This is a genomic window from Streptomyces sp. NPDC000348 (assembly GCF_042898795.1).
GTDB lineage: Bacteria > Actinomycetota > Actinomycetes > Streptomycetales > Streptomycetaceae > Streptomyces.
In genome coordinates this window covers 142,432-166,586 of sequence record NZ_JBIAZD010000017.1, presented here as the reverse complement: position 1 = coordinate 166,586, position 24,155 = coordinate 142,432, and the positions used below count along the sequence as shown (strand labels likewise).

General features: G+C 72.3%; 19 protein-coding genes. 10 read left to right on the top strand and 9 right to left on the bottom strand.

The window, feature by feature from the left end; translation table 11 throughout:
- Positions 1-58: 58 nt before the first annotated feature.
- From ACFY3N_RS28495 to ACFY3N_RS28480, 4 genes are all read right to left on the bottom strand, one after another.
- Positions 59-517: a hypothetical protein gene (locus ACFY3N_RS28495; protein ID WP_390819621.1), complete on the bottom strand. Its 459-nt coding sequence runs from the start codon at positions 515-517 to the stop codon at positions 59-61.
- Between the two features lie 171 nt (positions 518-688).
- Complete coding sequence (locus ACFY3N_RS28490; RefSeq protein WP_390819620.1) at positions 689-1,363, bottom strand: response regulator; 675 nt, start codon at positions 1,361-1,363, stop codon at positions 689-691.
- On the bottom strand, positions 1,363-2,610 hold the full coding sequence (locus ACFY3N_RS28485; protein WP_390819619.1) for a sensor histidine kinase: 1,248 nt from the start codon (positions 2,608-2,610) through the stop codon (positions 1,363-1,365). The genes ACFY3N_RS28490 and ACFY3N_RS28485 overlap by 1 nt, the downstream gene beginning before the upstream one ends.
- A 179-nt stretch (positions 2,611-2,789) precedes the next feature.
- Entirely contained in the window at positions 2,790-3,104 is a 315-nt protein-coding gene (locus ACFY3N_RS28480) for a hypothetical protein (protein ID WP_390819618.1), read from the bottom strand.
- Between the two features lie 231 nt (positions 3,105-3,335).
- On the opposite strand from ACFY3N_RS28480, the gene ACFY3N_RS28475 reads away from it, so the two are divergent.
- The 8 genes from ACFY3N_RS28475 to ACFY3N_RS28440 all read left to right on the top strand — a co-directional run bounded on the left by ACFY3N_RS28475 (position 3,336) and on the right by ACFY3N_RS28440 (position 11,450).
- Entirely contained in the window at positions 3,336-3,695 is a 360-nt protein-coding gene (locus ACFY3N_RS28475; RefSeq protein WP_390819617.1) for an ArsC/Spx/MgsR family protein, read from the top strand.
- 109 nt (positions 3,696-3,804) lie between these two features.
- Complete coding sequence (locus tag ACFY3N_RS28470; RefSeq protein WP_390819616.1) at positions 3,805-4,455, top strand: hypothetical protein; 651 nt, start codon at positions 3,805-3,807, stop codon at positions 4,453-4,455.
- Between the two features lie 300 nt (positions 4,456-4,755).
- Positions 4,756-5,784 carry a glutamine synthetase gene (gene glnII, locus ACFY3N_RS28465; protein ID WP_390819615.1) on the top strand — a complete coding sequence of 343 codons (1,029 nt, stop codon included), beginning with the start codon at positions 4,756-4,758 and terminating at the stop codon, positions 5,782-5,784.
- 320 nt (positions 5,785-6,104) lie between these two features.
- On the top strand, positions 6,105-6,677 hold the full coding sequence (locus ACFY3N_RS28460) for a winged helix-turn-helix domain-containing protein (RefSeq protein WP_390819614.1): 573 nt from the start codon (positions 6,105-6,107) through the stop codon (positions 6,675-6,677).
- 72 nt (positions 6,678-6,749) lie between these two features.
- Positions 6,750-7,757 carry an NAD-dependent epimerase/dehydratase family protein gene (locus tag ACFY3N_RS28455; protein ID WP_390819613.1) on the top strand — a complete coding sequence of 336 codons (1,008 nt, stop codon included), beginning with the start codon at positions 6,750-6,752 and terminating at the stop codon, positions 7,755-7,757.
- Positions 7,758-7,827: 70 nt separating this feature from the next.
- On the top strand, positions 7,828-9,114 hold the full coding sequence (locus ACFY3N_RS28450; protein WP_390819612.1) for a sensor histidine kinase: 1,287 nt from the start codon (positions 7,828-7,830) through the stop codon (positions 9,112-9,114).
- Positions 9,099-9,752 carry a LuxR C-terminal-related transcriptional regulator gene (locus ACFY3N_RS28445; RefSeq protein ID WP_390819611.1) on the top strand — a complete coding sequence of 218 codons (654 nt, stop codon included), beginning with the start codon at positions 9,099-9,101 and terminating at the stop codon, positions 9,750-9,752. The genes ACFY3N_RS28450 and ACFY3N_RS28445 overlap by 16 nt, the downstream gene beginning before the upstream one ends.
- A gap of 216 nt (positions 9,753-9,968) precedes the next feature.
- Positions 9,969-11,450, top strand: coding sequence for a DUF1996 domain-containing protein (locus ACFY3N_RS28440; RefSeq protein WP_390819610.1), 1,482 nt, complete (start codon positions 9,969-9,971; stop codon positions 11,448-11,450).
- Between the two features lie 72 nt (positions 11,451-11,522).
- Here the strand turns inward: ACFY3N_RS28440 and ACFY3N_RS28435 are convergent, their stop codons facing one another.
- Positions 11,523-11,954: a hypothetical protein gene (locus ACFY3N_RS28435; RefSeq protein ID WP_390819609.1), complete on the bottom strand. Its 432-nt coding sequence runs from the start codon at positions 11,952-11,954 to the stop codon at positions 11,523-11,525.
- Between the two features lie 158 nt (positions 11,955-12,112).
- Between ACFY3N_RS28435 and ACFY3N_RS28430 the strand changes: the two genes are divergently transcribed.
- Together ACFY3N_RS28430 and ACFY3N_RS28425 are read left to right on the top strand one after the other, a co-directional pair.
- Positions 12,113-13,993, top strand: coding sequence for a hypothetical protein (locus ACFY3N_RS28430; RefSeq protein ID WP_390819608.1), 1,881 nt, complete (start codon positions 12,113-12,115; stop codon positions 13,991-13,993).
- Between the two features lie 64 nt (positions 13,994-14,057).
- Entirely contained in the window at positions 14,058-14,753 is a 696-nt protein-coding gene (locus tag ACFY3N_RS28425) for a TetR/AcrR family transcriptional regulator (RefSeq protein WP_390819607.1), read from the top strand.
- Between the two features lie 6 nt (positions 14,754-14,759).
- Here the strand turns inward: ACFY3N_RS28425 and ACFY3N_RS28420 are convergent, their stop codons facing one another.
- The 4 genes from ACFY3N_RS28420 to ACFY3N_RS28405 all read right to left on the bottom strand — a co-directional run bounded on the left by ACFY3N_RS28420 (position 14,760) and on the right by ACFY3N_RS28405 (position 24,024).
- Positions 14,760-15,116: a 5-carboxymethyl-2-hydroxymuconate Delta-isomerase gene (locus ACFY3N_RS28420; protein WP_390819606.1), complete on the bottom strand. Its 357-nt coding sequence runs from the start codon at positions 15,114-15,116 to the stop codon at positions 14,760-14,762.
- Positions 15,117-15,171: 55 nt separating this feature from the next.
- Complete coding sequence (gene pulA / locus ACFY3N_RS28415) at positions 15,172-20,583, bottom strand: pullulanase-type alpha-1,6-glucosidase (RefSeq protein WP_390819605.1); 5,412 nt, start codon at positions 20,581-20,583, stop codon at positions 15,172-15,174.
- Positions 20,584-20,788: 205 nt separating this feature from the next.
- Positions 20,789-22,162, bottom strand: coding sequence for an alpha-amylase family protein (locus ACFY3N_RS28410; RefSeq protein WP_390819604.1), 1,374 nt, complete (start codon positions 22,160-22,162; stop codon positions 20,789-20,791).
- Between the two features lie 167 nt (positions 22,163-22,329).
- On the bottom strand, positions 22,330-24,024 hold the full coding sequence (locus ACFY3N_RS28405) for a glycoside hydrolase family 13 protein (RefSeq protein ID WP_390819603.1): 1,695 nt from the start codon (positions 24,022-24,024) through the stop codon (positions 22,330-22,332).
- Between the last annotated feature and the right edge of the window lie 131 nt (positions 24,025-24,155).

Genomic DNA, 24,155 nt, shown 5'->3' with positions numbered 1-24,155 from the left:
GGTGCGCGGTCGCGGGCGGCGGTGTGGACAGCCATGGGGACGGTTCTCGCGATCCGGGTCAGGCGCCGAGCGGCGGCATGGTGAGGGTGACGCCGGAGTCCGAGCAGTGTCCCCGCGCCTCTTCCTGGAGGTTCTTCACGTCCTTCGCGGACGGCGCTTCGGGGGACTTCTGGGCGGTCGCGAGCGCCCAGCCCTCGTACTGGGAGATCTTGGCTCCGAGGTAACCGTCCTTCATCTTCGCGCGGCGCTCGTCGCCGGTCTCCTGCCACCACTTCTCCGCCTCCGGCGCGGGGCCGGTGGAGATCTCCTCGGCCTCGGTGACGATGCGCTGCGCCAGCCGGCAGTCCTCGGCGGAGGCCTGGCTGAGCTCGTCGCGGTCCAGCCACCAGTAGCCCGCTCCGGCGGCCAGGGCCGCGGCGATCGCGGCCGCGGCCGCGCCGACGACGAGACGGTTCCGCTTGCGGTTCTTCGTGGCGGGGGCGGTGGACGTGGCGGGCGTGGTGGGCGTGGTGTTCATCGGGTCCTCCAGGTGTCTTCTCGGTCGCGTTCGGCGACGGTGAGAAGTCTGGAGTTCGGCGGTTCCCCGGACATCGGCCACGGATCCGAGATCGGAGGCGGCGGATCTGGCACACCGGACGGGGTGGTCCCTGCGCCTCCGGGGGCAGAACCCGGGGGCGCTTCTGCACCCTCAGGGGGAGGGACGGACCAGTCCGGACTCATAGGCGAACGCGACGGCCTGGGCACGGTCCCGCAGGTGCAGTTTGGCCATGAGGTTGCCCAGGTGCGTCTTCACCGTGGCCCCCGCGACATACAACTCCGCCGCGATCTCGGCGTTGGACAGCCCCCGGGCGACCAGGGTGAGCACGTCCCGCTCACGCGCGGTGAGGGCGTCCAGCCGTTCGGCCTGTCCGTTCGCCGGTGCCAGCCGGTCCGAGACCCGGTCGAGCAGCAGCCGGGTGATGCGCGGCGCCACCACCGACTCCCCCGCGGCCAGGACCCGGATGGCGTTCACGACCTCCGTGGCGGGAGCGTTCTTCAGCAGGAAGCCGCCGGCTCCGGCGCGCAGGGCCGCGAACGCGTCCTCGTCGTTGTCGAAGGTGGTCAGCACCAGCACGCCGGGCGGGTCGTCCCGCCGCATCAGCCGCTCCGTGGCCTGGATGCCGTCCATGACGGGCATGCGGATGTCCATGATGACGACGTCCGCCTCGACCTTTTCCAGCAGGTCGAGGACGTCCGCCCCGTTCTCCGCCTCACCGACGACCTCGATGTCGTCCTGACCGGCCAGCACCATGGAGAAACCGGCCCGGATCAGCGGCTGGTCGTCCACCACGGCCACCCTGATCGGCCTGTCCGTCCGCGTCATCATTTCGTCCTTGTCGGAATCGAGGCACGTACGTGCCATCCGCTGCCGAGCCGGGGGCCGGCCTCGAAGCTGCCGCCGGCGAGCTCCACCCGCTCCCGCATCCCCACGAGTCCGTTCCCCCCGGAACGCCCGCCGGCGCCGCGGCCGGCGAGGGCGCCCGCTCCGTCGTCGACCACACCGATCAGCAGGGTGCCCTGTTCCTCATGGAGCCGGATGTCGACCCCGGCCCCGGCTCCGGCGTGGCGGAGCACGTTGGTGAGGCACTCCTGGACGATGCGGAAGGCCGTCATCTCCTCCGCCGGCGACAGCCGTCCCTCGCCGACCTCGACCGACACGTCCACGGTGAGCCCGGCGGCCCGGGCGCGTTCGGCGACGACCTCGATCTCGTCGAGGGTGACCAGGCGCCGTGGCGGGCCGCCGTCGGCGGAGTCCGGGTCGCCGGGGTCCGGGTTCCCCTCGCGCAGCACCCGGACGATGCGGTGCATGTCGTCGATCGCGTCCCGGCCCGTGGCGGCGATCGTCTTCAGTGCGGACTCCGCCATGTCCGGCGACTTCCGCAGCACGGCCTCGGCGCCGTCGGCCTGGAGGATCATCACGGCCAGGCTGTGCGCCACCACGTCGTGCAGTTCACGGGCGATCTCGGCCCGCTCCCTGGCCGCGGCCAGCCGGACGCGCTGCTCCTGTTCCCGCTCGGCGTGCCGGGCGCGGGCCGTCTGACTCTCGGCGTAGAGGCGCCGCGTGTGCAGGACGAAGGCCGTCAGCCAGACCGTCAGCGTCAGCCCCCAGAAGATCAGGAGCGATTCGGGCTCGACGAACGGCTCGATGCCGAGGGCCGGCATTCCCACCGTCCCGGCCGCCGTGGCCAGCAGCACCACGGCGCCCGCGAGATACGGCATCCAGGGGGTCCGGGAGTGGTGGACGACCGACACCATGGCGAACAGCACGGCCACGTCGTACGAGGCGGGCGCCGACGCCAACGGCAGTTCGGGCAGGTCGTACAGGACGAACTGGACGACGCCCAGCGCCAGGACGGCCGCCAGCACCGTGCCGGGGAACCGTCTGCGGGCCAGCAGGCACAGCGCCATCAGCCCGCCCAGGAGCAGGTCGTACTCGCCGTCGTAGTACTCCGCCGCCACCAGGACCACCAGCGCGACACCGATGTCGCACGCCCGGGCGACGGCGCGTCCGTACCGGCCGGACGGCGTCATCCAGGCCGACGGGACCGGGACCGTCCTCTCCTCAGCCAACCGTCGTACCTTTCTCCTCCGGCAGGGCCGCGACCGCGCGACCTGTCGGCACAAGTGCCGCCGGACCGCGGCGACTTCGGGGCGAGGGCAGCGCCCTCACCCGCCCATACTGCCTCAGCGCCCGGCGTACCGGTGCCGGGCGCCCCGCACACGGAGTCCGCCCGGCACCGGTCCGGGACTCAGCGGTTGTGGCGCATGAACGCGCGCACCATGTGACACGTGGTGTCCGACGGCGGGTGGACGCCGATCAGCTCCGCCGTGGTGCGGATCTTCTCGTTGCGGGCCTGCCGGGGCAGGTAGACGCCGGAGTCGAGCAGGGCGATGGCGAGCCGCATCGCCTTGAGCCGGCGGTTGTGCGTGACGTACCACTCGCGCGGGCGGCCCGCCGGGAGCGGGTGCTTCTCCACCGGGGCGCAGGGCAGTTCGAGCAGTACGGGACGCTTCGCGGTGGACTGGGTGGGCAGGGGCTTCGGCTTCAGTGCGGCAGCGGGCACGGCATCCTCCTGTCGCGGTCGGGGCGGCCCGCCGGGGCCCACGACGACCCCGGCACCACCCTCGAACACTGCTTCCAGTCTACTGCCCCCCACTGACAATCAGCAGGCCCGAAAGAGCCAATAAATGCCCTGGTGGGCAAGGGTTTTGGCGTGGTGTCACACCGGTCCCGCGAGGCACGCGGGAGGGGGCCGTAAAATCGAACAACAGCAGGGCGGCGTACCGTGGGCGGCATGGAGATCTGGATCAATCCCGCCTGTTCCAAGTGCCGCAGCGCCCTCAGCCTGCTCGACGCCGAGGGGGCCGAGTACACCGTGCGCCGGTACCTGGAGGACGTGCCGGGCGAGGACGAGATCCGGGCGGTGCTGGAGCGGCTCGGGCTGGAGCCGTGGGACATCACCCGGACCCGGGAGGCCGTCGCGACGGAGCTGGGGCTCGGGGAGTGGGCGCGGGACGCCGGCGCGCGCGACCGCTGGATCACGGCGCTCGCCTCGCACCCCGAGCTGATCCAGCGGCCGATCATCACGGCGGACGACGGCACGGCGGTCGTGGGCCGCACGGAGGACGCCGTACGGGACGCCCTCTCCCGCTGACGGCCGTGTGACGCAGGCCACTTCGACGAGTCGGCCCGGCCACTGAGCAGCCCCGTTCGGCATCTCGTACATAGCGGCGTACGCTCCCCTACCTCTTCAGGAGGCGCGCATGTCGCGCAGGAGAACTCCCGGCCCGAAGAAGAAGCTCGCGCTGCTGCTGAGCGCCGCCGCGGTGGCGGGAGGCGGCGCCTTCGTCATGGCGAACACGTCGAACGCCACGCCGCCGGCCACCACCAGGTCGGCGGCGGACTCGACCGTCTGTCAGGGTCTCGCCACCGCGATCGGCAACAACCAGAGGTTCATCGAGGGCCAGCGGGCCGCCCCGGACGCGCAGTCCGAGGCGCGGATCGCCAACCGCGAGGCGGTCATCGCCCAGATCCGGCGCCAGCAGGAGGCGTCCGGGTGCACGGTGGGGGAGTCGGCTCAGGACTCCCGGGCCGCGCAGCCGCAGCAGCCCGCTCCCTCGCAGCCGGCCGCGGGCGACCAGGGCGGACAAGCCGGCCAGGCCTCCGGTGAGCAGGTGTGCAACGGGTCGACCGTCACCCTCTCCGGCGAGGGCGGCGCCCCGGCCGCGTCCAGCGACCGGTTCCCGGCCGGCACGAGGCTGAAGGTCACCAACCTGGACAACGGCAAGTCCACGACGGTGGAGGTCACCTCGGTGTCCGGCAGTTGCGTGCTGCTCAACGACGCGGCCTTCGAGCAGGTCCGCGAGGCCGGCAGGTTCCTGATCCGCCGGGCGGTGATCGAGAAGGTGGGCTGACGCCCGGGATCGCCGGGGCCCGCCGCTCCCCCACCGGGTCGGCGGGCCCTTCCGCGTCCCGGCATCGTGTCGTCCCGGCATCGCTTCGTCCCGTCCCATCGCATACAGAGCGCCCCTCCCCGCGCCCACTCACACGGTGAGGCGGGACACGGCAGTGTCAGGTAACACGGGGTTCACATTCGGGCAATGGCCGGGAAATCGCCTGTTGACAGGCTGCCTGCCATCGACGGCGGCGCCCCAGTGCCGCAGCGCCGCAGCACCCGCACAAGCGCCCAGACCCACCCCCGAAGGATGTGGACCGTGAGCTTCAAGGCCGAGTACATCTGGATCGACGGCACCGAGCCGACCGCCAAGCTGCGTTCCAAGACGAAGATCCTGGCCGACGACGCCAAGGGCGCGGAGCTGCCGATCTGGGGCTTCGACGGCTCCTCCACCAACCAGGCCGAGGGCCACGCCTCCGACTGCGTCCTCAAGCCGGTCTTCGTCTGCCCGGACCCCATCCGCGGCGGTGACGACGTCCTGGTGCTGTGCGAGGTCCTGAACACGGACATGACGCCGCACCCGACCAACACCCGTGCCGCGCTGGCCGAGGTCGCCGAGAAGTTCACCGCGCAGGAGCCGATCTTCGGCATCGAGCAGGAGTACACCTTCTTCAAGGGCGCCCGTCCGCTCGGCTTCCCCGAGGGCGGCTTCCCGGCCGCGCAGGGCGGCTACTACTGCGGTGTCGGCTCGGACGAGATCTTCGGCCGCGACGTCGTCGAGGCGCACCTGGAGAACTGCCTGAAGGCGGGCCTCGGCATCTCCGGCATCAACGCCGAGGTCATGCCCGGCCAGTGGGAGTTCCAGGTCGGCCCGCTGGCCCCGCTGGAGGTCTCCGACCAGCTGTGGATCGCCCGCTGGCTGCTCTACCGCACGGCCGAGGACTTCGACATCTCCGCCACCCTCGACCCCAAGCCGGTCAAGGGCGACTGGAACGGTGCGGGCGCACACACCAACTTCTCCACCAAGGCGATGCGCGAGGGCTACGACGCGATCATCACCGCGTGCGAGTCGCTCGGTGAGGGCTCCAAGCCGCTGGACCACGTCAAGAACTACGGCGCCGGCATCGACGACCGCCTCACCGGTCTGCACGAGACCGCCCCGTGGAACGAGTACTCCTACGGCGTCTCGAACCGCGGCGCCTCGGTCCGCATCCCGTGGCAGGTCGAGCAGGACGGCAAGGGCTACATCGAGGACCGCCGTCCGAACGCCAACGTCGACCCGTACGTGGTGACCCGTCTGCTGGTCGACACGTGCTGCACCGCGCTGGAGAAGGCCGGCCAGGTCTGATCCGCACCGCAGTCCGCGTGAGGGGCGTCCACCGCCGGGTGGGCGCCCCTTCGCGTTGTCCGAGCAGTGGAAAGGGGCTCCTGCGGACCACGGGTGTCTGCTTCAATGGACCCATGGCCAGCTTCCGGAAGTACGACGCGACGGGTCGCCGTGACCTCGAGCCGTTCTGGCCTTCCCGTCAGCACCACGACTTCGACCGGGTGTGTTGTCGCGCGACGAACGCGCCGGCCCTCTAACGCCCGGATCTCCTCCCGGCCTTCGGCCGGCGCGAACCGCGTACGTCCTCGACGACCCCCTTCGCGCGAAAGAGCTGACGTCTCATGGCGACCCCCCGTTCCCTGTCCCCCCTGTCCTCCGTCTCCCCCGCCGCCCCCGGCCACCCCCGGCTGCGTGCCGTCGACCGGGACGAGGTGGTGACCGTCGCGGATCTGCTGCCGCCGGGCGCCACCTGGCTACCCGCGCCGCAGAACGCCCTGCCCGTCCTGCCCGGCCGTCCCCCGATGGTCGGCTACCTGGTGCTGGTCCCCGCCGACCAGCAGCCGCCGTTCCCGGTCGCGGTGCCGGACCCGGCCGGCTCCCCCGGTACCGGAACCGACGGCGACCCGCTGATCCGGGTCGACACCGCGCAGCGCACCGCCCATGTCGACGGACGTCTACTCGACCTCACCTACCTGGAGTTCGAGCTGCTCGCCCATCTCGTGACGCACCCGAACCGGGTGCACACCCGAGACCACCTGGTCGGCACGGTGTGGGGGTACGGCCATGTCGGCGACGGCCGTACCGTCGACGTCCACATCGCCCGGCTGCGCCGCAAACTGGGCGCCGGACACCGGGACGCGATCCGCACGGTGCGCCGGGTCGGCTACAAGTACGTGCCGCGGGCCGGGCGCTGAGCCCCGTACGGCCGGTCTGCCGACAGCAGATCACCGTTCCCCCGCGCCACCCGGCCGGGCAGAGTCACCGGTATGAGGCTTCTGATGCTGGGTGGTACGGAGTTCGCGGGCCGGGCCGTCGTCGAGGCGGCCCTCGGACGGGGCTGGGAGGTGACCGTCTTCCACCGGGGACGGCACCCGGCCCCCAAGGGCGCGCGGACGCTGCTGGGCGACCGCACCGCGCCGGGCGGTCCGGCCGCGCTCGACGAGGACCCCGGGGAGTGGGACGTCGTCGTCGACTCCTGGTCGGGCGCACCGCGCGCGGTGCGGGACACGGCGCGGCTGCTGCGGGGCCGCGCCGGCCGGTACGTGTACGTGTCGAGCTGCTCGGTGTACGACTGGGCCCCGCCCGCCGGGTACACCGAGCGGGCGCCCGTGGTGGGGGGCGCCTCTGCCGACGCCGGTCCCACGGACTACGCGCGGGACAAGCGGGGCGGTGAGCTGGCCGCCGTGGACGCCTTCGGCGCGGACCGGTCGCTGCTGGTGCGGGCGGGACTGATCCTCGGGCCGTACGAGAACGTGGGCCGGCTGCCCTGGTGGCTGAACCGGACGGCGCGCGGCGGTCAGGTCCTCGCGCCGGGTCCGCGTGATCTGCCGCTGCAGTACGTCGACGTCCGCGACCTCGCGCAGTGGATCCTCGACGCCGCCGGGCAGGGGCTGAGCGGGCCGTACAACCTCATGTCCCCGCAGGGCCACGCCACGATGGGCGAACTCCTCGACGCCTGCGTCCGGGTGACCGGGGGCGCGGCCGAGCTGCGGTGGACCGCTCCGGAGGTGATCCTCGGGGCGGGGATCGAGCCGTGGACGCAGCTGCCGGTGTGGGTGCCGCCGGGCAGCGACCTGCACGACGCGCTGCACGCGGCGGACGTCTCCCGGGCGGTCGCGGCGGGACTGCGCTGCCGCCCGGTCGCCGAGACCGTGGCCGACACCTGGGCCTGGCTGCGGGAGATCGGCGGCAGCGCGCCGCAGCGCCCGGACCGGACGGTGAAGGGGCTCGATCCGGAGGTGGAGGCGAGGGTGCTGGCGGGCCCGGGGGTGTAGGCAGCACCACCCCCCGGCCGGGGGGCCCGGCCCAGTGACCGCACCGGGCCGCTCGGCCAGACTGACGTCCATGAACACCACAACCAAGAGCGACGGCACCCCGTCGAGGGCACGGGGCATGGTGCGCGCCGCCGGACGGGGACTGGTCCTGGCGGTCGTCTCGCTGCCCCTGGCCGTGCTGTGCTTCGCCCTGTCCGCCGTGTCACTGGCCCTCGTCCCCCTCGGGATCGGGCTCGTCACCACGCCCTGGGTGCTGACCGGTGTGCGTGCCTTCGCGGACTGGCGCAGGGCGCTGTCGGCCGCATGGGGCGGGGTGAGCATTCTCCCGGCCTACCGGCCGGTCCCCGAGGACGCCAACCCGTGGACGCGCACCTTCGCCATGCTGCGGGACCCGGCGGTCCAGCGGGACCTGCGGTGGCTGCCGGTGGACATGACGGCGGGCTTCGTGACCGCCCTGCTCCCGGCCGTGCTGGTGCTCTACCCCCTGGAGGGCTTCGCGCTGGCCGCCGGGCTGTGGCGGACCATGACCGCGGGCCCGTACGGCGCGTACGGACCGTACTGGTACGGCTTCGTGCCGGTCGGCGACCAGACGTCCGCGCTGGGCGCCGGAGCGCTGGGCGCCGTCCTCCTCGTGGTCGCCCACCGCTACGCCGTGCCGGCGCTCCAGCTCCACTTCCGCCTCACCCGGGCCGTCCTCGGCTCGCGCCAGACCGAACTGGCCGAGCGGGTGCGGGTGCTGACCGAGACCCGGCGGGACGCCGTGGACACCTCCGCCGCCGAACTGCGGCGCATCGAGCGGGACCTGCACGACGGGGCGCAGGCGCGGCTGGTCGCCGTGGGCATGGACCTGGGGACGATCGAGACGCTGATCGAGAAGGACCCGGCGAAGGCGCGGGAACTGCTCGCGCACGCCCGGCGGTCCTCCGCCGAGGCGCTGACCGAACTGCGGGAGCTGGTGCGCGGCATCCACCCGCCGGTGCTGGCCGAGCGCGGGCTCGGGGACGCGGTGCGGGCGCTGGCGCTGCGGCTGCCGGTGGCCACCGAGGTGAACGTGGAGCTGCCCGGGCGGGCGGAGGCGCCCGTGGAGTCGGCCGCGTACTTCGCGGTGAGCGAGATCCTCACCAACGCGGTCAAGCACTCCGGAGCGGACCGGATCTGGGTCGACCTGCACCACGCCGAGGGCCGTCTGCGGGTGACGGTCACCGACAACGGCAAGGGCGGCGCGGTGATCGGGGCCGGCTCCGGACTGACCGGGGTGGAGCGGCGGCTGGGTACATTCGACGGCGTCCTGGCCGTCAGCAGCCCCGCGGGCGGCCCCACCCTGGCCACCGTGGAGATCCCTTGCGCGTTGTCCTAGCCGAAGACCTCTTCCTGCTGCGCGACGGACTCGTCCGGCTGCTGGAGGCACACGACTTCGAGATCGCGGCGGCCGTGGAGTCCGGGCCCGAGCTGGCCCGGGCGCTGGCCGAGCTGGAGCCGGACGTCGCCGTGGTCGACGTACGGCTGCCGCCGACGCACACCGACGAGGGGCTGCAGTGCGCGCTGGAGGCCCGCCGCAGGCGGCCGGGCCTCCCGGTGCTGGTGCTCTCGCAGCACGTGGAGCAGCTGTACGCACGGGAGTTGCTGGCGGACGGCAGCGGCGGGGTGGGGTACCTGCTGAAGGACCGGGTGTTCGACGCGGAGCAGTTCGCGGACGCCGTACGCCGGGTGGCGAGGGGAGGTACGGCGATGGACCCGCAGGTGATCCAGCAGCTGCTGGCGCGGCAGTCGGGCGACGACCGGCCGCTGGCGCGGCTGACGCCCCGGGAGCTGGAGGTGCTGGAGCTGATGGCGCAGGGGCGGACCAACGCGGCGATCGCGGCCAGGCTGGTGGTGACGGAACGGGCGATCGCGAAGCACACCGCGAACATCTTCGCCAAACTGGGACTGGAGGTCTCGGACGACGACAACCGGCGCGTGCTGGCGGTACTCGCGTATCTCGACCACGGCCGGTGAAACCGCCACCGCCCCTTCACCCCGAGCGGGCGATCGACAACTCCCGGTACTTCAGGGGTTGTTGAAACCAGTGCGGTCGTACTGACTTCTCGTCGATTTCCGGGACGGGTGAACACCCGCGGGGCGGCTCCCGTACTCAAGGGAGCCGCTTCACTCCTGTCGGGCGCCTCGATGCCCCGCAAAGGGGATGCCCCGCAAGGAAGTCAGAGGAGTTCCATGACGCGCAACACAAGAAAACGCCGTATGCCGCTGGCCACGAAGGTGACAGCCGGGGCGGCGGCCCTGGCGCTCGGTGGGGGCGGGCTGGTCTGGGCGAACTTCTACGCCTCGGCGCACGAGGAGGACGGAGGCCACAACCGCACGAAGTCGAGGGGGGCGCAGATCGCGACGATCAACTGCCCGGACGTCGGCCAGAAGCTGACCCGGGTGCCGCGGAACGCGCGCAAGGGCGTCGCGAGGGAACTGGCGCTGCTCGACCGGCAGATCACGGACGCCTACACGCGTCTCGCGGAGACGCGCCAGGCCCAGGCGGGAGACGCCGGCTACGTCGACAACGCCATCCTCGGACCGCTGAAGTCCAAGCGGACGGCCACCCTGGACCGGATCGGCATCAACATCAACCGGGCGGGCGGCAAGGCGCCGCGCGACCTCGGCCGGTTCGCCCGGTGCCAGGGCGTCCCCGTCGAGCAGCCGGACGACGGCGGCGGCCAGGACCAGGGCGGCGGTGACCAGGGCGGCGGCCAGGACCAGGGCAACGGCGGCCAGGCCGCCAACGGCCCCGTGGCGGAGGACTTCATCGCCATCGAGGACGTCCGGCCGAACTCCCGCAACCTGCCGAACGGCCTGGCCGCGAACGGCGACGGCGGTTCGACGGGCAGCTTCACCACCGAGTGCGGCACCAACGAGAACGAGCTCCGCAACTCGGACAACGTGATCGTCGCCCCCGGTGTCAGCAACGGTGCGCAGCACCAGCACGACTACGTCGGCAACCAGGCCAACACCGCCTTCGCGAGCGACGAGGACCTGGCGAACGGCGAGACGACCTGCCGGAACCAGGGCGACCGGTCGACGTACTTCTGGCCGGTCCTGCGGATCCAGGACGGCACGCAGGACATCGACCAGGACCGGCCGGGCGGTGGTCGGGACGGCAACGTCGGCAAGATCGTCGCGCCCACCGACGTGGAGCTGAAGTTCGTCGGCAACCGGACGGGCGACGTCGTCGCGATGCCGACGGCCCTGCGCATCATCACCGGTGACGCGAAGGCCTTCACCAACGGCCTGAACAACGCCAACACCGCCTGGAGCTGCACCGGCTTCGAGGACCGGCAGGTGACGGACAAGTACCCGATCTGCCCCGAGGGCAGCAGCGTGGTGCGGACGTCCGCCTTCCAGAGCTGCTGGGACGGCCAGAACATCGACAGCGCCAACCACCGCACGCACGTCGACTTCGTCGAGACGGACGGCACCTGCTCGAACGGCTTCCAGGCCATCCCCCAGCTCCAGGTCCGCCTGGTCTACGACAACATCCCGGCCCCGCGGATCGAGAACGGGCAGGTGGTGAACCCGTTCGCGGTGGACTCCTTCCCGGAGCAGCTGCACAAGCCGATCACCGACCACAACGACTTCATCAACTTCTTCGACGAGGACCTGATGAACGAGATGGTCGACTGCATCAACAGCGGCCAGGACTGCCAGTAGTCCGGCAGCGGGAAGGGGCCGCCGGTGGGGGGATCCCACCGGCGGCCCCTTCGTCCGCCCCGGGCCGCCGGGTCAGCCGTGGTGACCGCCCCGGTTGTGACTGCCACCGGGGTTCATGTGTTCCGACCCCTCCTCCATGGTCCCGCCGAGCGTGCTCCGCAGGGCCGTGACGGTCCGTTCCTCGCCGACGGCCACCCACTTGCGGCCGACCAGGTAGTAACCGCCGTAGTCCTTCGCGGTGTTCAGCCACTCGCGCTGGCCCCGGTCGGTGGCGAAGGTGGCGAGGACGTACTTCTCGTCGCCCTTCCCGCACAGCGCCTGGCGGATGGTGTCGGCGTCGGTCTGCATGTTCGGCTCGCACTTCGCCTCGGCGGCCAGGTGCTCCAGGCTGCCGGTCGCGGTGGGCGGCACCCGGTCCGCGCCGTCGCCGCCGGTTCCGCAGCCCGCCAGCGCCAGGACCGCCACCGCGCCGGTCAGCGCGAGCATCGGTCGGGTCACCCTCATGTGTTCCTCCGGTCGTCGACGGCGACATCGTGACGGCGGCACGCCGTACGGGGCCCCGGCTCGGGGGCCCTCGGCCTTGGATACGGCCGCGACGGCCGCGCTGCTCAACGGCCGTGCGGGTCAGGTGACCATCAACCGGTTCGCTCGTTGCGCTGGACGTGCAGTCACAGGATGTCGTCCCGCCCTTCTCCGCGGCCGGTCCGGTCGTGGGCGTCGAGCAGGCCGAGGCCGCGCTCGTCGAGCACTATCCGCGGCTCGTCCGGCTCGCCTACCTGGTGCTGCCGTCCGGCAGGGGCCGGAGCAGGCGGGTGCTCACCGCGCACTCCCTGGTCCAGCGGGCCCTGCCCCGCGACCGCACCCCCGCGCCGTTGATCCCCGCCCAGCCGGCCGGCCGTGACGGCGACCCCGGGTACGCGCTGATCCGCCTCCGGGTGCTGCGCGCGGCGCTGAGCCGCGGGACGCGGCTGCCGTCGCCGCTTCCGCGGGTGTGGGGGCTGAAACTGTTCCCGCACTCCGGCGGCGCCGACGAACTCGCCCTGGACCAGCGGCTGTCCGCACTCTCCGGACCGGCCCGCGCCGCCCACGCCCTGCGCGGCCTGGAGCGGCTCCCGGACGGGGACGTGCGCGAGGTGCTCACCGCCGCGGGCGTCGCCGACGCGGACGCCGCGCTGGAGGAGGCCGACCGGATCCCCGACCCGTACCGGCTGCTCGGCTCCCCCGGGTTCGACCCCTGCGCGCTGCAGGTCCGGCCGACCGACCTGCTGCGCCGGCGCCGGCGTCTGCGGGCCGCGCTGGTCGCCGGGGCGGCGCTGGCGGTGTGCGGGACGCTGCTCGGGCTGCCGGGCGACGGCTGGGGCCCGGACGGCGCCGCCGCGCCCCCGTACGCGCGCAACCCGGCCGCGCAGGCCGCGCTGGACCCGGGGAGGCTGACCCGGGTCTCCCCCACCGCGTGGAGGACCTCCGCGCGCACCGACTTCTCCGTGTGGCCGGCGCGCGGCGACCGCACCGGGGACCGGGCCCTGCTGCGCCGTGCCCTCGCGGTCTGGGCCCGGCCGGGGAAGGGCGTCCGGGTGTCGGCGACCCCGGGCACCCCGTCCGGCGGCCCCGCCGGACCGCCCCAGTTGCTGTACGCGGGGACGGTCGACACCGCGCGGGTGGTGGTCCTGTACGACGGTCTGCGCCTCGCCCGGTACGCCGAGCCCGGGGACGGCACGCGGGGCGCCGTGCTCGACTTCGCCCGCGTCGACGGCGCCGGCCGGGCCGGGTCGGGCGCGGTGGTGCTGAGCCGGACCGACGGCAACGTGCGCTACCTGACCGCTCCGTGGGTGCGCGGGGCGGGCGAGCGGGACCTGCGCAGGCCGGGCTCCGGCGCGACGGGCCTCGACCTCACCGACGGGGTGACCCCGCCGCTGGCCGGCCCCGCCCCGCGGCCGGGGCCGTGCACCTCCTGGAACGTGCTGGAGCTGACCGACGGCACCGGCACCCGGCTGGTGACCGACCTCGGCGAACTGGTCCCGGCCCACCTCACCGCCGGGCGTCCCGGTGAGGCGCGTGCGGCCTCCGGCGCGAAGGCGCTGCGCACCTGGGCGCCGTACGCCTGCTCGCTGGGCGCGGTGCGCTCGGCGGGCGTGCGGAGCGTGAACGTCTGGGCGTTCGCCGAGCAGCCGCTGCCCGGGGTGGACCGGGACGCCGAGTGGGTGTGCACGCGGGCCGAGACCTGGCGGGGCGGCGGGGCCCGGGTGCTGGCGCAGTTCCGCACGCCGGGCGCGCGGTTCGGGGCGGTGGCGGCGAAGGCCGAGTCGGTGCCGGCCTGCGGGGAGCGCGAGCCGCGGGTGCTCGCCGGGGTGCTGTGGAAGTCCGGGGCGGGCGACTGGTACCTGCTGGCCGCCGGCAGCGGCGACACGGCGTCCGTCAGGGCGAGCGGCGGCGTCGAGGGCTCGGCACGGGGCAACCTGCTGACCGTTCGCGCCGAGGAGGGCGCCCGGGCGGACCTCGAGGGCAGGCTGGAGGACGGACGGGCGATCAGCGGACTGCGCTAGCCGGATGAACACCGCCGTCCGGCCCGGACCGTTCGAGGCCGGAAACAATCGGTAAGGTGTTCGCATGACTACCGGGGCACGGCGCAGGATGGGAGTGGAGGAGCGGCGGCAGCAGTTGATCGGCGTGGCCCTCGAACTGTTCAGCCGGCGTTCCCCCGACGAGGTCTCCATCGACGAGATAGCGTCGCGGGCGGGCATCTCCCGCCCGCTGGTCTATCACTACTTCCCCGGCAAACTCAGCCTGTACGAGGCCGCGTTGAGGCGGGCGGCGGATGACCTGGCGTCCCGGTTCACGGAGCCGCACGAGGGCCCGCTGGGGTCGCGGCTGCGGCGGGCGATGGCCCGCTTCTTCGACTTCGTCGACGAGCACGGGCCCGGTTTCGCCGCCCTGATGCGCGGCGGCCCGGCAGTCGGCGCCTCGACCACCAACGCGCTGATCGACTCCGTGCGGCAGGCCGCGTATGACCAGATGTTGTCGCACATGGGCGTGGTGGGACCGGTGCCGGCGCGGCTGGAACTGGTCGTGAGGTCCTGGATCTCGCTCGTCGAGTCGACGGCGCTGATCTGGCTGGACGGGCGGCGCATCCCGCGCGCCGAGCTGGAGGCGCAGCTGGTGCACGACTTCGCCGCGCTCGCCGCGGTGGCCGCCGCCGGCGACGAGGAGCTGGCCACGCTGCTGCGCGGGCTGCTCAAGGACGAGCCGGGCGACGGGCCGTTCACCGGCCTCGCCGCCCGGCTGATCTCACTGGCCGCTCCCTAGCGGCCCCTACTCCTCGAACTTCCGGTAGGAGGCGTCGAGGTCGCGCACCTCGGCGGAGGCGTGCAGCACCAGTCCCCCGGCCGGCTTGACGTACTGCCGCAGCAGTTCCAGGACGGCCTCGGTGAGCCGGGCCTTGGTCTCGTCGCTGCGGCCGGGCAGCATGGCGATGTGGACGTGCACGAGGGCGTGCCCGTCGGTGTCGGGGCCGACCACGACGTCCTCGGTCCGCCGGAACCGTGTCTTGCACGCCGGCGGCTTGGCGGCCGCGATCTCCACGACGGCGCCGTGCAGGTCCCGCGCGAAGGCGGGCCGGTCGAAACCGTCCGCCAGCGGCCCGGAGTAGTCGACGGTGATCTGCGGCATGAGCCCTCCTGTTCCTGGTCAGGAGGGCTCACACTAGCCGCAGCCGCCCCCGGGGTCAGCCGGCGGTGGTGAACACGGCGACCGTGCGCGCCGGAACGGTGAACGTGCCGGACCCCTTCGCGTACGCCGAGGTCTTCACGACCGCGTCCCCGCCCGCCGCCTGCACCGGGTGCAGCCGGTAGCCGGTCCCGGCGAGCGCGGTGACGCGCTGCTCCTGCTGTTCCGGCGTGGCGTTGAAGACCACGACCAGGTCACCGAGGGTCATCGTGATCACGCCGGGCGTCTCGTCCTTCCCGGACAGCGGGAAGGAGAGCCGGGACTGCACCTGCGCGGCCGTGTCGAGGGAGAACGCCTTCTCCGTCGTACGGATGCTCAGCAGGTCCCGGTACGCGGCCGAGGCGCCCTCGATCTGCGGGCAGCCCACCCGCACCGTGCCGAGGAGCGGCTTCGCGTACGGCCACTTGGCCTCGTTGTCGGCGGCCGGCGGCAGGCCCCGGCCGAAGCCGTTGCCGTCCGCGCAGTTCCAGTGGATGGCGTTGAACCAGTCGCCGCTGTCGTAGGAGTTGCGGTCCAGGGACTTGGAGCGCAGCAGGTCGGTGCCCGCCTGGGAGAGCGCCGGGCCCTGCGAGAGGGTGGCCGTCGCCATGGCGAGGACCTGCATACGGGCCCGGTCGTCCGCGGACGTCTCCTTGGGCAGCTTGAAGGCGAGCGCGTCGAACAGCGACTCGTTGTCGTGCGCGTCCGCGTAGGCGAGGGCGTCGCCGGGCGCGTCCGCGTATCCGGCGGGGGCGCCGTTGTAGTCGACCTGGGAGCCCTTGACCTCCTTGCCGCTGGTGTCGGTGAAGGTGTAGTCGGCGAGGTTGCCGCTCAGGCCCACCTTGATCAGGTCCTGGTAGTGCAGCAGGCGGGCCTTCTGCTCGGCCTCGGTGCCGTTGTCCGCCGCGGAGTTGGGGTCGGTGTAGAGACCGGAGGCGAAGCCCTGCACGCCGGGGTCCTCGTCGAAGGGGCCGCCGCCGCGCACGGCGTCGCGGGCCCGGTCGGAGAAGGTGGCGATGCCGGTGCCGGCCATGTTCCGCTGCGTGGCCTGCTCGAAGCGGGCGTCGTCGGCGATCTCGCCGAAGTTCCAGCCCTCGCCGTACAGGATGATCCTCTTGCCGTCGACGCCGTCCTTCGCGGGGGTCAGCGCGTCGAGGGCCTCGCGGACCGCGAGGATGTTGGCCTTCGGGTGGTGGCCCATGAGGTCGAAGCGGAAGCCGTCGACCTTGTACTCCTTGGCCCAGGTGACGACCGAGTCGACGACGAGCTTGCCCATCATGGCGTTCTCGGGGGCCGTGCCCGCGCAGCAGGTGCTGTCGGCGACCGAGCCGTCGGCGAGGAGCCGCTGGTAGTAGCCGGGCACGATCCGGTCCAGGACGGAGGTCTTCGCCTGGCCGCTCGCGGCGGTGTGGTTGTAGACCACGTCCATCACGACGCGCAGGCCGTCCTCGTTGAGGGCCTTGACCATCTCGCGGAACTCGACCGTGCGGGCGGTGCCGTCCGGGTCGGTGGCGTAGGAGCCCTCGGGGACCGTGTAGTGGTACGGGTCGTAACCCCAGTTGTAGGCGTCCTTGGCGGCCGCCTTCGCCACGCACTCCTGCTGCTTGTCCGAGTCGGCCGGGTAGGAGGCGAGGTCGCAGTCGACGGTCGCCTGCCCGGACCTCCTCTCGGGGATGGTGGCGATGTCGAACGCGGGCAGCAGGTGCACGTACGAGGTGCCGGACTTCGCCAGCTCGCGCAGGTGCCTGCTGCCGTCGCTGTCCTCGTCGGTGAAGGCGAGGTAGGTGCCGGGGTTCTCCGCCGTGCGGTCCGCGACGGAGAAGTCGCGGATGTGCAGCTCCTGGATCTGGGCGTCCTTGAGCGGCACGGCCTTCGGCTTGTCGTACGTCGACCACTCACGCGGCTTCAGGGACCGGTCGGCCAGGTCGACGACGAGGCTGCGCTCGGAGTCGGTGGTCAGGGCCACCGAGTAGGGGTCGGTGACCTCGTTGGTGACGATCTCGCGGGTGCTCGGCGCCCACACCTTCACCTTGTACCGGTACTCCTCGCCCTCCCAGGAGCGGGGGCCGGTGACGGACCAGACGCCGGTGTCGTCGTCGCGCCGCATCCGGACGGTGCGGTCGCCGATCTCCAGGGAGACGTCCTGCGCGGTCGGCGCCCAGACGGAGAGGGTGGGGCGGCCGTTGCGGAAGACCGGGCCGAGGTCCGTCTTCGTGGCTCCGGCGGCGTAGAGGTCGTCGAGCACGCCCGCGATCTGCACGCCGGTCGCCGCGAGCACGGCGCCGCCCGCGGCGCGCTGGGCGGCGACGACCTGGCCGCGCACGGCCTCGCGCACCCGGTCCCGGTCGCGCGGGTCGACGGACCAGGCGGTGCCGTCCTTCAGGTGCGGGAACCTCGCCTTCTGGGCGTCGGTGAGCGTCGCCCTCGTCAGGCGGAGCCAGCGCGCGTCGTCGCCGGTCAGCGCACCGTCCTGCACCTTGATGGAACCGGTGCGGGAGGCGATCAGCTGGGTGGAGGCGGCGGCCTCGGAGCCGTCCCAGACGACGGTGTCCCGGTCGATCCAGATCGCCTTGGAGGTGGTGAGGTCGAGGGCGGCCGCGGAGCCGGCCGGCTGCGGCAGCAGATACTTCTCCTGGCCGCTCACCAGCCACACCTCGTGGCCGTTGGCCTTGAGGTCCAGCGACTGGTCGGTGGGCAGGTCCTTCTCGTCGCCCTTGTGGAGGATGTAGCTGAGGCTGGTGGCACCCTCGGCGAGCGGCACCTCGAAGACAGCGCCATAGGCGTCAGTCTCCACCGGCTCCAGGGGGTTCGACCAGTCGGTGGGGTGCGCGGCGCCGGTCCAGGTGTGCAGGCCCCAGCCGTCGTAGTTCCCGTCCGCGCGGTGGTAGTGCAGGATCGCCTTGCTCGTGTCCTGGGCCGGGTACTCGGGCCGTTCGGTGGTGACGGTCTCCTCGCCCTGCTCGATCCAGACCTCGCCCGTCCTGGTGAGGTCGATCGTGCGGTCGGTGGAGACGTCCTTGTTGCCCTCCTTGTCGATGACGAGGAAGCCGAGGTCGGACGCGCCCGGCTTGAGCTTGACGTACGCGAAGGCGCCGTAGGCGTCGCGGCCGGTGAAGGGGTGGCTGTCCGGCCACTCGGTGGCCTCGCCGTCGGCGAGGTCGCCCCAGGCGTACAGGCCCCAGTCGTCGTAGTCGCCGTCGGCGCGCTGGTAGTGGACGACCGCGTAGTCGCGGGAGGCGGCGGTGGGCGGCTCCTCGACGGGCGGGGTGCCGGTGGTGGAGGCGGCCAGGGCGCTCGCGGTGCGGCCGGCCGAGTCGATCACGACGGCCTTGTAGCGCAGGGCGGTGCCGGCGGGGACGTCCTCGCCGATGGTGTGGGTGACCTTGTAGGGGGCGTGGTCGGCGGAGCCGAGCGTCCGCCACGTGCCGTTGCCCGTCTGGGCGGCGAAGACGACCCGGTTGAGCTGCCCGCCCTCGGCGTCGGCGGTGAGCTCGACGGTGCCGGTGGCGCCCGCCTCGGGGGCCTTGAGGGTGACCGTGGGCCTGGCGGCGGGCTTCGCGAGCGGGCCGGAGGCCTTGAGGACGATCGCCGAGCCCGCCGGGACGGTGACGGTGATCTTCTTGTCGGCGTCGCTGGTGACGGTGGCGTCGGTGCCGTGGATGCCCTTGTACGCCATCCGGGCGGAGCCGGCCGCGAAGGTGGCCTTCTTCGCCTCTCCGGCGTTGTTGAAGGCGACGACGTACTCGGTGGTGTCCTTGCCGGTGCCGGTGCGGGAGAAGGCGTAGACGCCCGCGCCGTCGGCCGCGTACCGCTCCTGCTGGATGCCGTCGGTCAGGGCCGGGTGGGCCTTGCGCAGCTTGGCGAGAGCACTGATCTGCCGGTAGAGCGGTGCTCGCGTGTCGTAGGCGTCCTCGGCGTGGGTGCGGTCGGTGCCGATCAGGTCGTCGTCGAGGTAGTCGGCCGTGCGCGAGGCGAACAGGGTCTGGCGGGCGTCCTTGTCGCCGCCGGCGCCGGTGAAGCCCTGCTCGTCGCCGTAGTAGACGACCGGGTTGCCGCGGCTGAGGAACATCAGCTCGTTGGCGAGCATGTCCTTCCTCAGCAGCTCCGCGTCGGACGCCTGCGGGGCGTCCTGCTTCAGGAACGTCCCGAAGCGGCCCATGTCGTGGTTGCCGAGGAAGGTGACCTGCTCGTAGGCGTTGGCCTTGTCGGTGGCGTACTTGTAGTCGTCGCCGAAGACCGCGGCCAGCTTCCGCGCGCTGCCGCCCTGCGAGGCGTACTGGCGGGCCGCCTCCTGGAAGGGGAAGTCGAGCGTGGCGTCGAGGCGGCCCCGGGTGACGTACGGGGCGGTGACGTTCGTGTCGGCGGAGTAGACCTCGCCGAACATGAAGAAGTCGTCCCGGCCCTTCCTGGCCGCGTAGGCGTCCAGGGCGGTGGCCCACTGGGTCCAGAACTCCATGTTGACGTGCTTCACGGTGTCGATCCGGAAGCCGTCGATGTCGAAGTCCCTCACCCACCGCTGGTAGATCTTCTCCATGCCGTCGACGACCTCGGGACGCTCGGTCCACAGGTCGTCGAGCCCGGAGAAGTCGCCGTACTCGGCGGACTCGCCGGCGAAGGTGGAGTCGCCCCGGTTGTGGTACATGTCCGGGTCGTTGAGCCAGGACGGGACCTTGACCCGCTTCCTGTCGTCGGGCACGACGGGGGTGCGCGGGAAGGAACCGCCGTCCACGTGCGGGAACCGGCGCGAGCCGTCCGCGTAGTCGGCGTCGTCGAAGGGCTCGCCGTCCTTCGTCAGGTACGGGAAGGCGCCCTTGGACAGGTACCCGTAGGACTTCTCCTCGTAGTCGACGACGTCGGCGGTGTGGTTGGTGATGACGTCGAAGAAGACCTTCATGCCCTTGGCGTGGGCCTTGTCGATGAGGGTCTCGAGGTCCTCGTTGGTGCCGAAGTGCGGGTCGACCCGGGTGAAGTCGGTGATCCAGTAGCCGTGGTAGCCGGCGGAGGCGTTCTCCCCCGTCCCCTGCACGGGCTGGTTCTTGAAGATGGGCGCCATCCAGATGGCGGTGGTGCCGAGCCCCTTGATGTAGTCGAGCCTCTCCGTCAGGCCCTTGAGGTCGCCGCCCTGGTAGAAGCCCTTGTCGGTGGGGTCGTACCCGGTGGTGAGGCGCGAACCGGTCAGTCCGCCGCGGTCGTTCTTCGCGTCACCGTTGGCGAAACGGTCCGGCAGGACGAAGTAGAACTGCTCGCGGGTCAGGTCGTGCCGCGCGGGCGACGTGGCGAGCTTCGCGTCCGAGGGTGGTGCGGGCGGGGTGGCGGCGCCGGCGGCGACCGGCTGCACCAGGGCGGCGGCGAGCGCGGCCACGGTGACGGCGGCGACGCGTCCGCCGCGTGCGGTGCGGCGCCCCGGGGGCGCGGGCCATCTGGGTATCAAGGCGTGAACTCCTTGCGCTTACGGCTCATTGGGTCCGACCCCACGCCACGGCGACGGCCTGTTTCGGCCACGTCACCGGAGCGTCGGCGTGACCGTATCGCCGCTGAAAGCCTTACAGCAAGGGTTGTGAAAGTAACGGTAAGGACTTGCATGCGGACGCGGGCCGCGCCGCCGCCCCGTGAACGGCGGCGCGGCCCGCGCGCGTTCAGCAGGACGACTTGCCGGCGTACACCGCGAGGGCCGTGTTCGCGCCCAGGGTGGCGGTCAGCTGTCCGGAACCGTTCACCGTCACCGTGGTGTTGTTCTGGACGTTGCAGTACGTGCCCGCGGGGAGGGAGGTCTGGTAGGTGCGGGTCAGGGAGCCGGACTCGTGGTTGACGGCCACGAAGCCCTTGGCGCCCCGGCCGAAGGCGATGGCGTCGCCTCCGTTGTCCCACCAGTCGGTGACCGCCTGGCCGCGGGTGGCGTTGCGGAAGGCGACCATGGACTTGATCTCCGGCCAGGCGTGCTGGCACTTCCAGCCGCTCTGCCAGCAGGCGTCGACCCGGCCGCCGTTCGGCGGTCCGGCGTCGTGGTCGGTGAACTCGTACCCGGAGTTGATGTCCGGGGCGCCGTAGGGCCAGGCCAGCATGAAGACGTTGGCCAGGGTGTAGGTGGCGTTGTCCTTGTAGGACAGCGTGGAGCCGTTGCGCTCGGTGTCGTGGTTGTCGACGAAGACGCCGGAGACGGAGCTGTTCATGTAGCCCCAGCCCTCGCCGTAGTTCTTCAGGTAGGCGAGGTTCTCGTTGTTGAAGACCCGCTTGAGGTCGTAGGCGTAGCGGAACTCCTGGACGTCGCCGTTGCCCGTGTACTCGGTGGGCTGGACGGCCTCGCCGGCGCCGTATATGACCTCCTGCTTCCAGTACGCGCTCGGGTTGCTCAGCCGGGACTTGATGTTGGCCAGGTCGGCGGCCGGCATGTGCTTGGCGGCGTCGATGCGGAAGCCGTCCACGCCGAGCGAGAGCAGGTCGTTCAGGTACCCGGCGATGGTCCTGCGGACGTACTCCTCGCCGGTGTCGAGGTCGGCGAGGCCGACCAGTTCGCAGTTCTGGACGTTCCCGCGGTCGCCGTAGTTGCTGATCTGCGCGGTGCAGTTGTCGAAGTCGTACGAGGAGTACAGGCCGGGGTAGTCGTACTTGGTGTACGACGAGCCGCCGGTGCCGGTGCCGCTGCCCGCCGACATGTGGTTGACGACCGTGTCGGCGACGACCTTGACGCCGGCCGCGTGACACGTGTCGACCATGTTCTTGAACGCGGTCCGGTCGCCGAGCCGCCCGGCGATCCGGTAGCTGACCGGCTGGTACGACGTCCACCACTGCGCGCCCTGTATGTGCTCGGCGGGCGGGGAGACCTGGACGTACCCGTATCCGGCGGGGCCGAGGGTGGTGGTGCACTCGCGGGCGACGGAGGCGAAGTTCCACTCGAAGAGGACGGCGGTGACGTCCTTGCCGCCGGGCGGGGAGGCCTGCGCCCCGGTCGGGGTCATGACAACCGTGGCGGCCGCGAGCGCGGCGGCCGCGGCGAGGGTTCTGCGTGCCATGTGGGGTTTTCCTTCTTCGTCGAAGGGTGTGGGGAAACCGCCGAAGCCGGCTGAAGCTTCTTGCAGAAAACTTCAGCAACCTTGCGGCAACGCAGATGTTAGAGGCCCGCCACCCGAAAGGGCAGCGGGCCGTACCGACTTGAACGAAAAAAGTTGCGGGACGGACCTCAGTCCGTGGTCCACCACACGGTGGTGTCGGCGGGCACCTTCGCCTCGCCGGCCGTCTCCTCCACCTCACCGCTGGCGAGCAGGACACGGCCGTACACGGGGGTGGTCACCGGCTCCCCCGTGGTGTTGGCGACGCACACGAACCGCCCGCGCCGGAAGGCGAGGACGCCCTCGGGGGCCCGCAGCCACTCCACCGCGTCGCCCGCGCCCAGGTCGGCCTGCTCCCGGCGCACGGCGAGCGCGGACCGGTACAGCTCCAGGGTCGAGCCGGGCACGCCGGTCTGCGCCTCGATGCTCAGCTCGCCCCAGCCCGCCGGCTGCGGCAGCCAGCTGCCGCCGTCGCCGAAGCCGTACGAGGAGCCCTCGCGGGTCCACGGGATCGGCACCCGGCAGCCGTCCCGGAAGCCGTCCTGGCCGGCGCCCCGGAAGTACGCCGGGTCCTGGCGCACCTCGTCCGGCAGGTCCACCACGTCCGGCAGCCCGAGCTCCTCGCCCTGGTAGACGTACGCCGAACCGGGCAGCGCCAGCATCAGCAGCGTCGCCGCACGCGCCCGGCGCAGTCCCAGCTCGCGGTCGCCGGCCAGGCGGATCTGGGTGCCGAGGCCGGCCGGGTTGGCGAAGCGGGTGGCGTGCCGGGTGACGTCGTGGTTGGAGAGCACCCAGGTGGCGGGGGCGCCGACCGGGCGCATGGCGTCCAGCGTGCGGTCGATGACCGTGCGCAGCTCCCCGGCGTCCCAGTGGGTGCCCAGGTACTGGAAGTTGAACGCCTGGTGCAGTTCGTCGGGGCGGACGTAGTTGGCGGTGCGCTCGACGGTCGGCGTCCAGGCCTCCGCGACGAAGATCCGCTCGCCGGAATACTCGTCGAGGATGAGCCGCCACTGCCGGTAGATGTCGTGCACACCGTCCTGGTCGAAGAACGGCATGACATCGTTGCCCAGCAGCTTCAACTGCTCGTGGTTTCCCAGGTCCGGCAGGCCTTCGGCCTTCACCATGCCGTGGGCGACGTCGATGCGGAAGCCGTCCACGCCCATGTCGAGCCAGAACCGCAGGATGGAGCGGAACTCGTCGCCGACCGCCGGGTGCTCCCAGTTGAAGTCGGGCTGCTCGGGCGCGAACAGGTGCAGGTACCACTCGCCGGGCGTGCCGTCGGGCTCGGTGACGCGGGTCCAGGCCGGGCCGCCGAAGATCGACTCCCAGTCGTTGGGCGGCAGCTCGCCGTTCGCGCCCTTGCCGGGGCGGAAGTGGTAGCGGTCGCGCGAGGGCGAGCCGGGGCCCTCGGCGAGGGCCCGCTTGAACCATTCGTGCTGGTCGGAGGAGTGGTTCGGGACCAGGTCGACGATGATCCTGAGGCCGAGGCCGTGGGCGTCCCGGATCAGCGCGTCCGCGTCGAGCAGGGTGCCGAACATGGGGTCGACGGCGCGGTAGTCGGCGACGTCGTAGCCTGCGTCGGCCTGCGGGGAGGCGTAGAAGGGGCTGAGCCACACGGCGTCCACGCCGAGGTCGCGCAGGTACGGCAGACGGGAGCGGATGCCTTCCAGGTCGCCCATGCCGTCGCCGTTGCTGTCGGCGAAGCTGCGCGGGTACACCTGGTAGATCACCGCGTCCCGCCACCAGTCGCGGCGCCGTGCGACGGTGGCGACGGCCGCGTCGGTCGTGGAGGTCGGGGCCGGGGCGGCGGAGTGCTGCTGGCTCATGTCGTCCTTGATACGAGTTTCGGTCGGGGAGGCGGGAGACGGGGCGGCCGCGGTGACGGCGGGGTCGGATGGACACCGCGGCCGCCCACCCGCGCGCGGCGGGCGCGCGCGGGAGTCGTCGTACGAAGGAG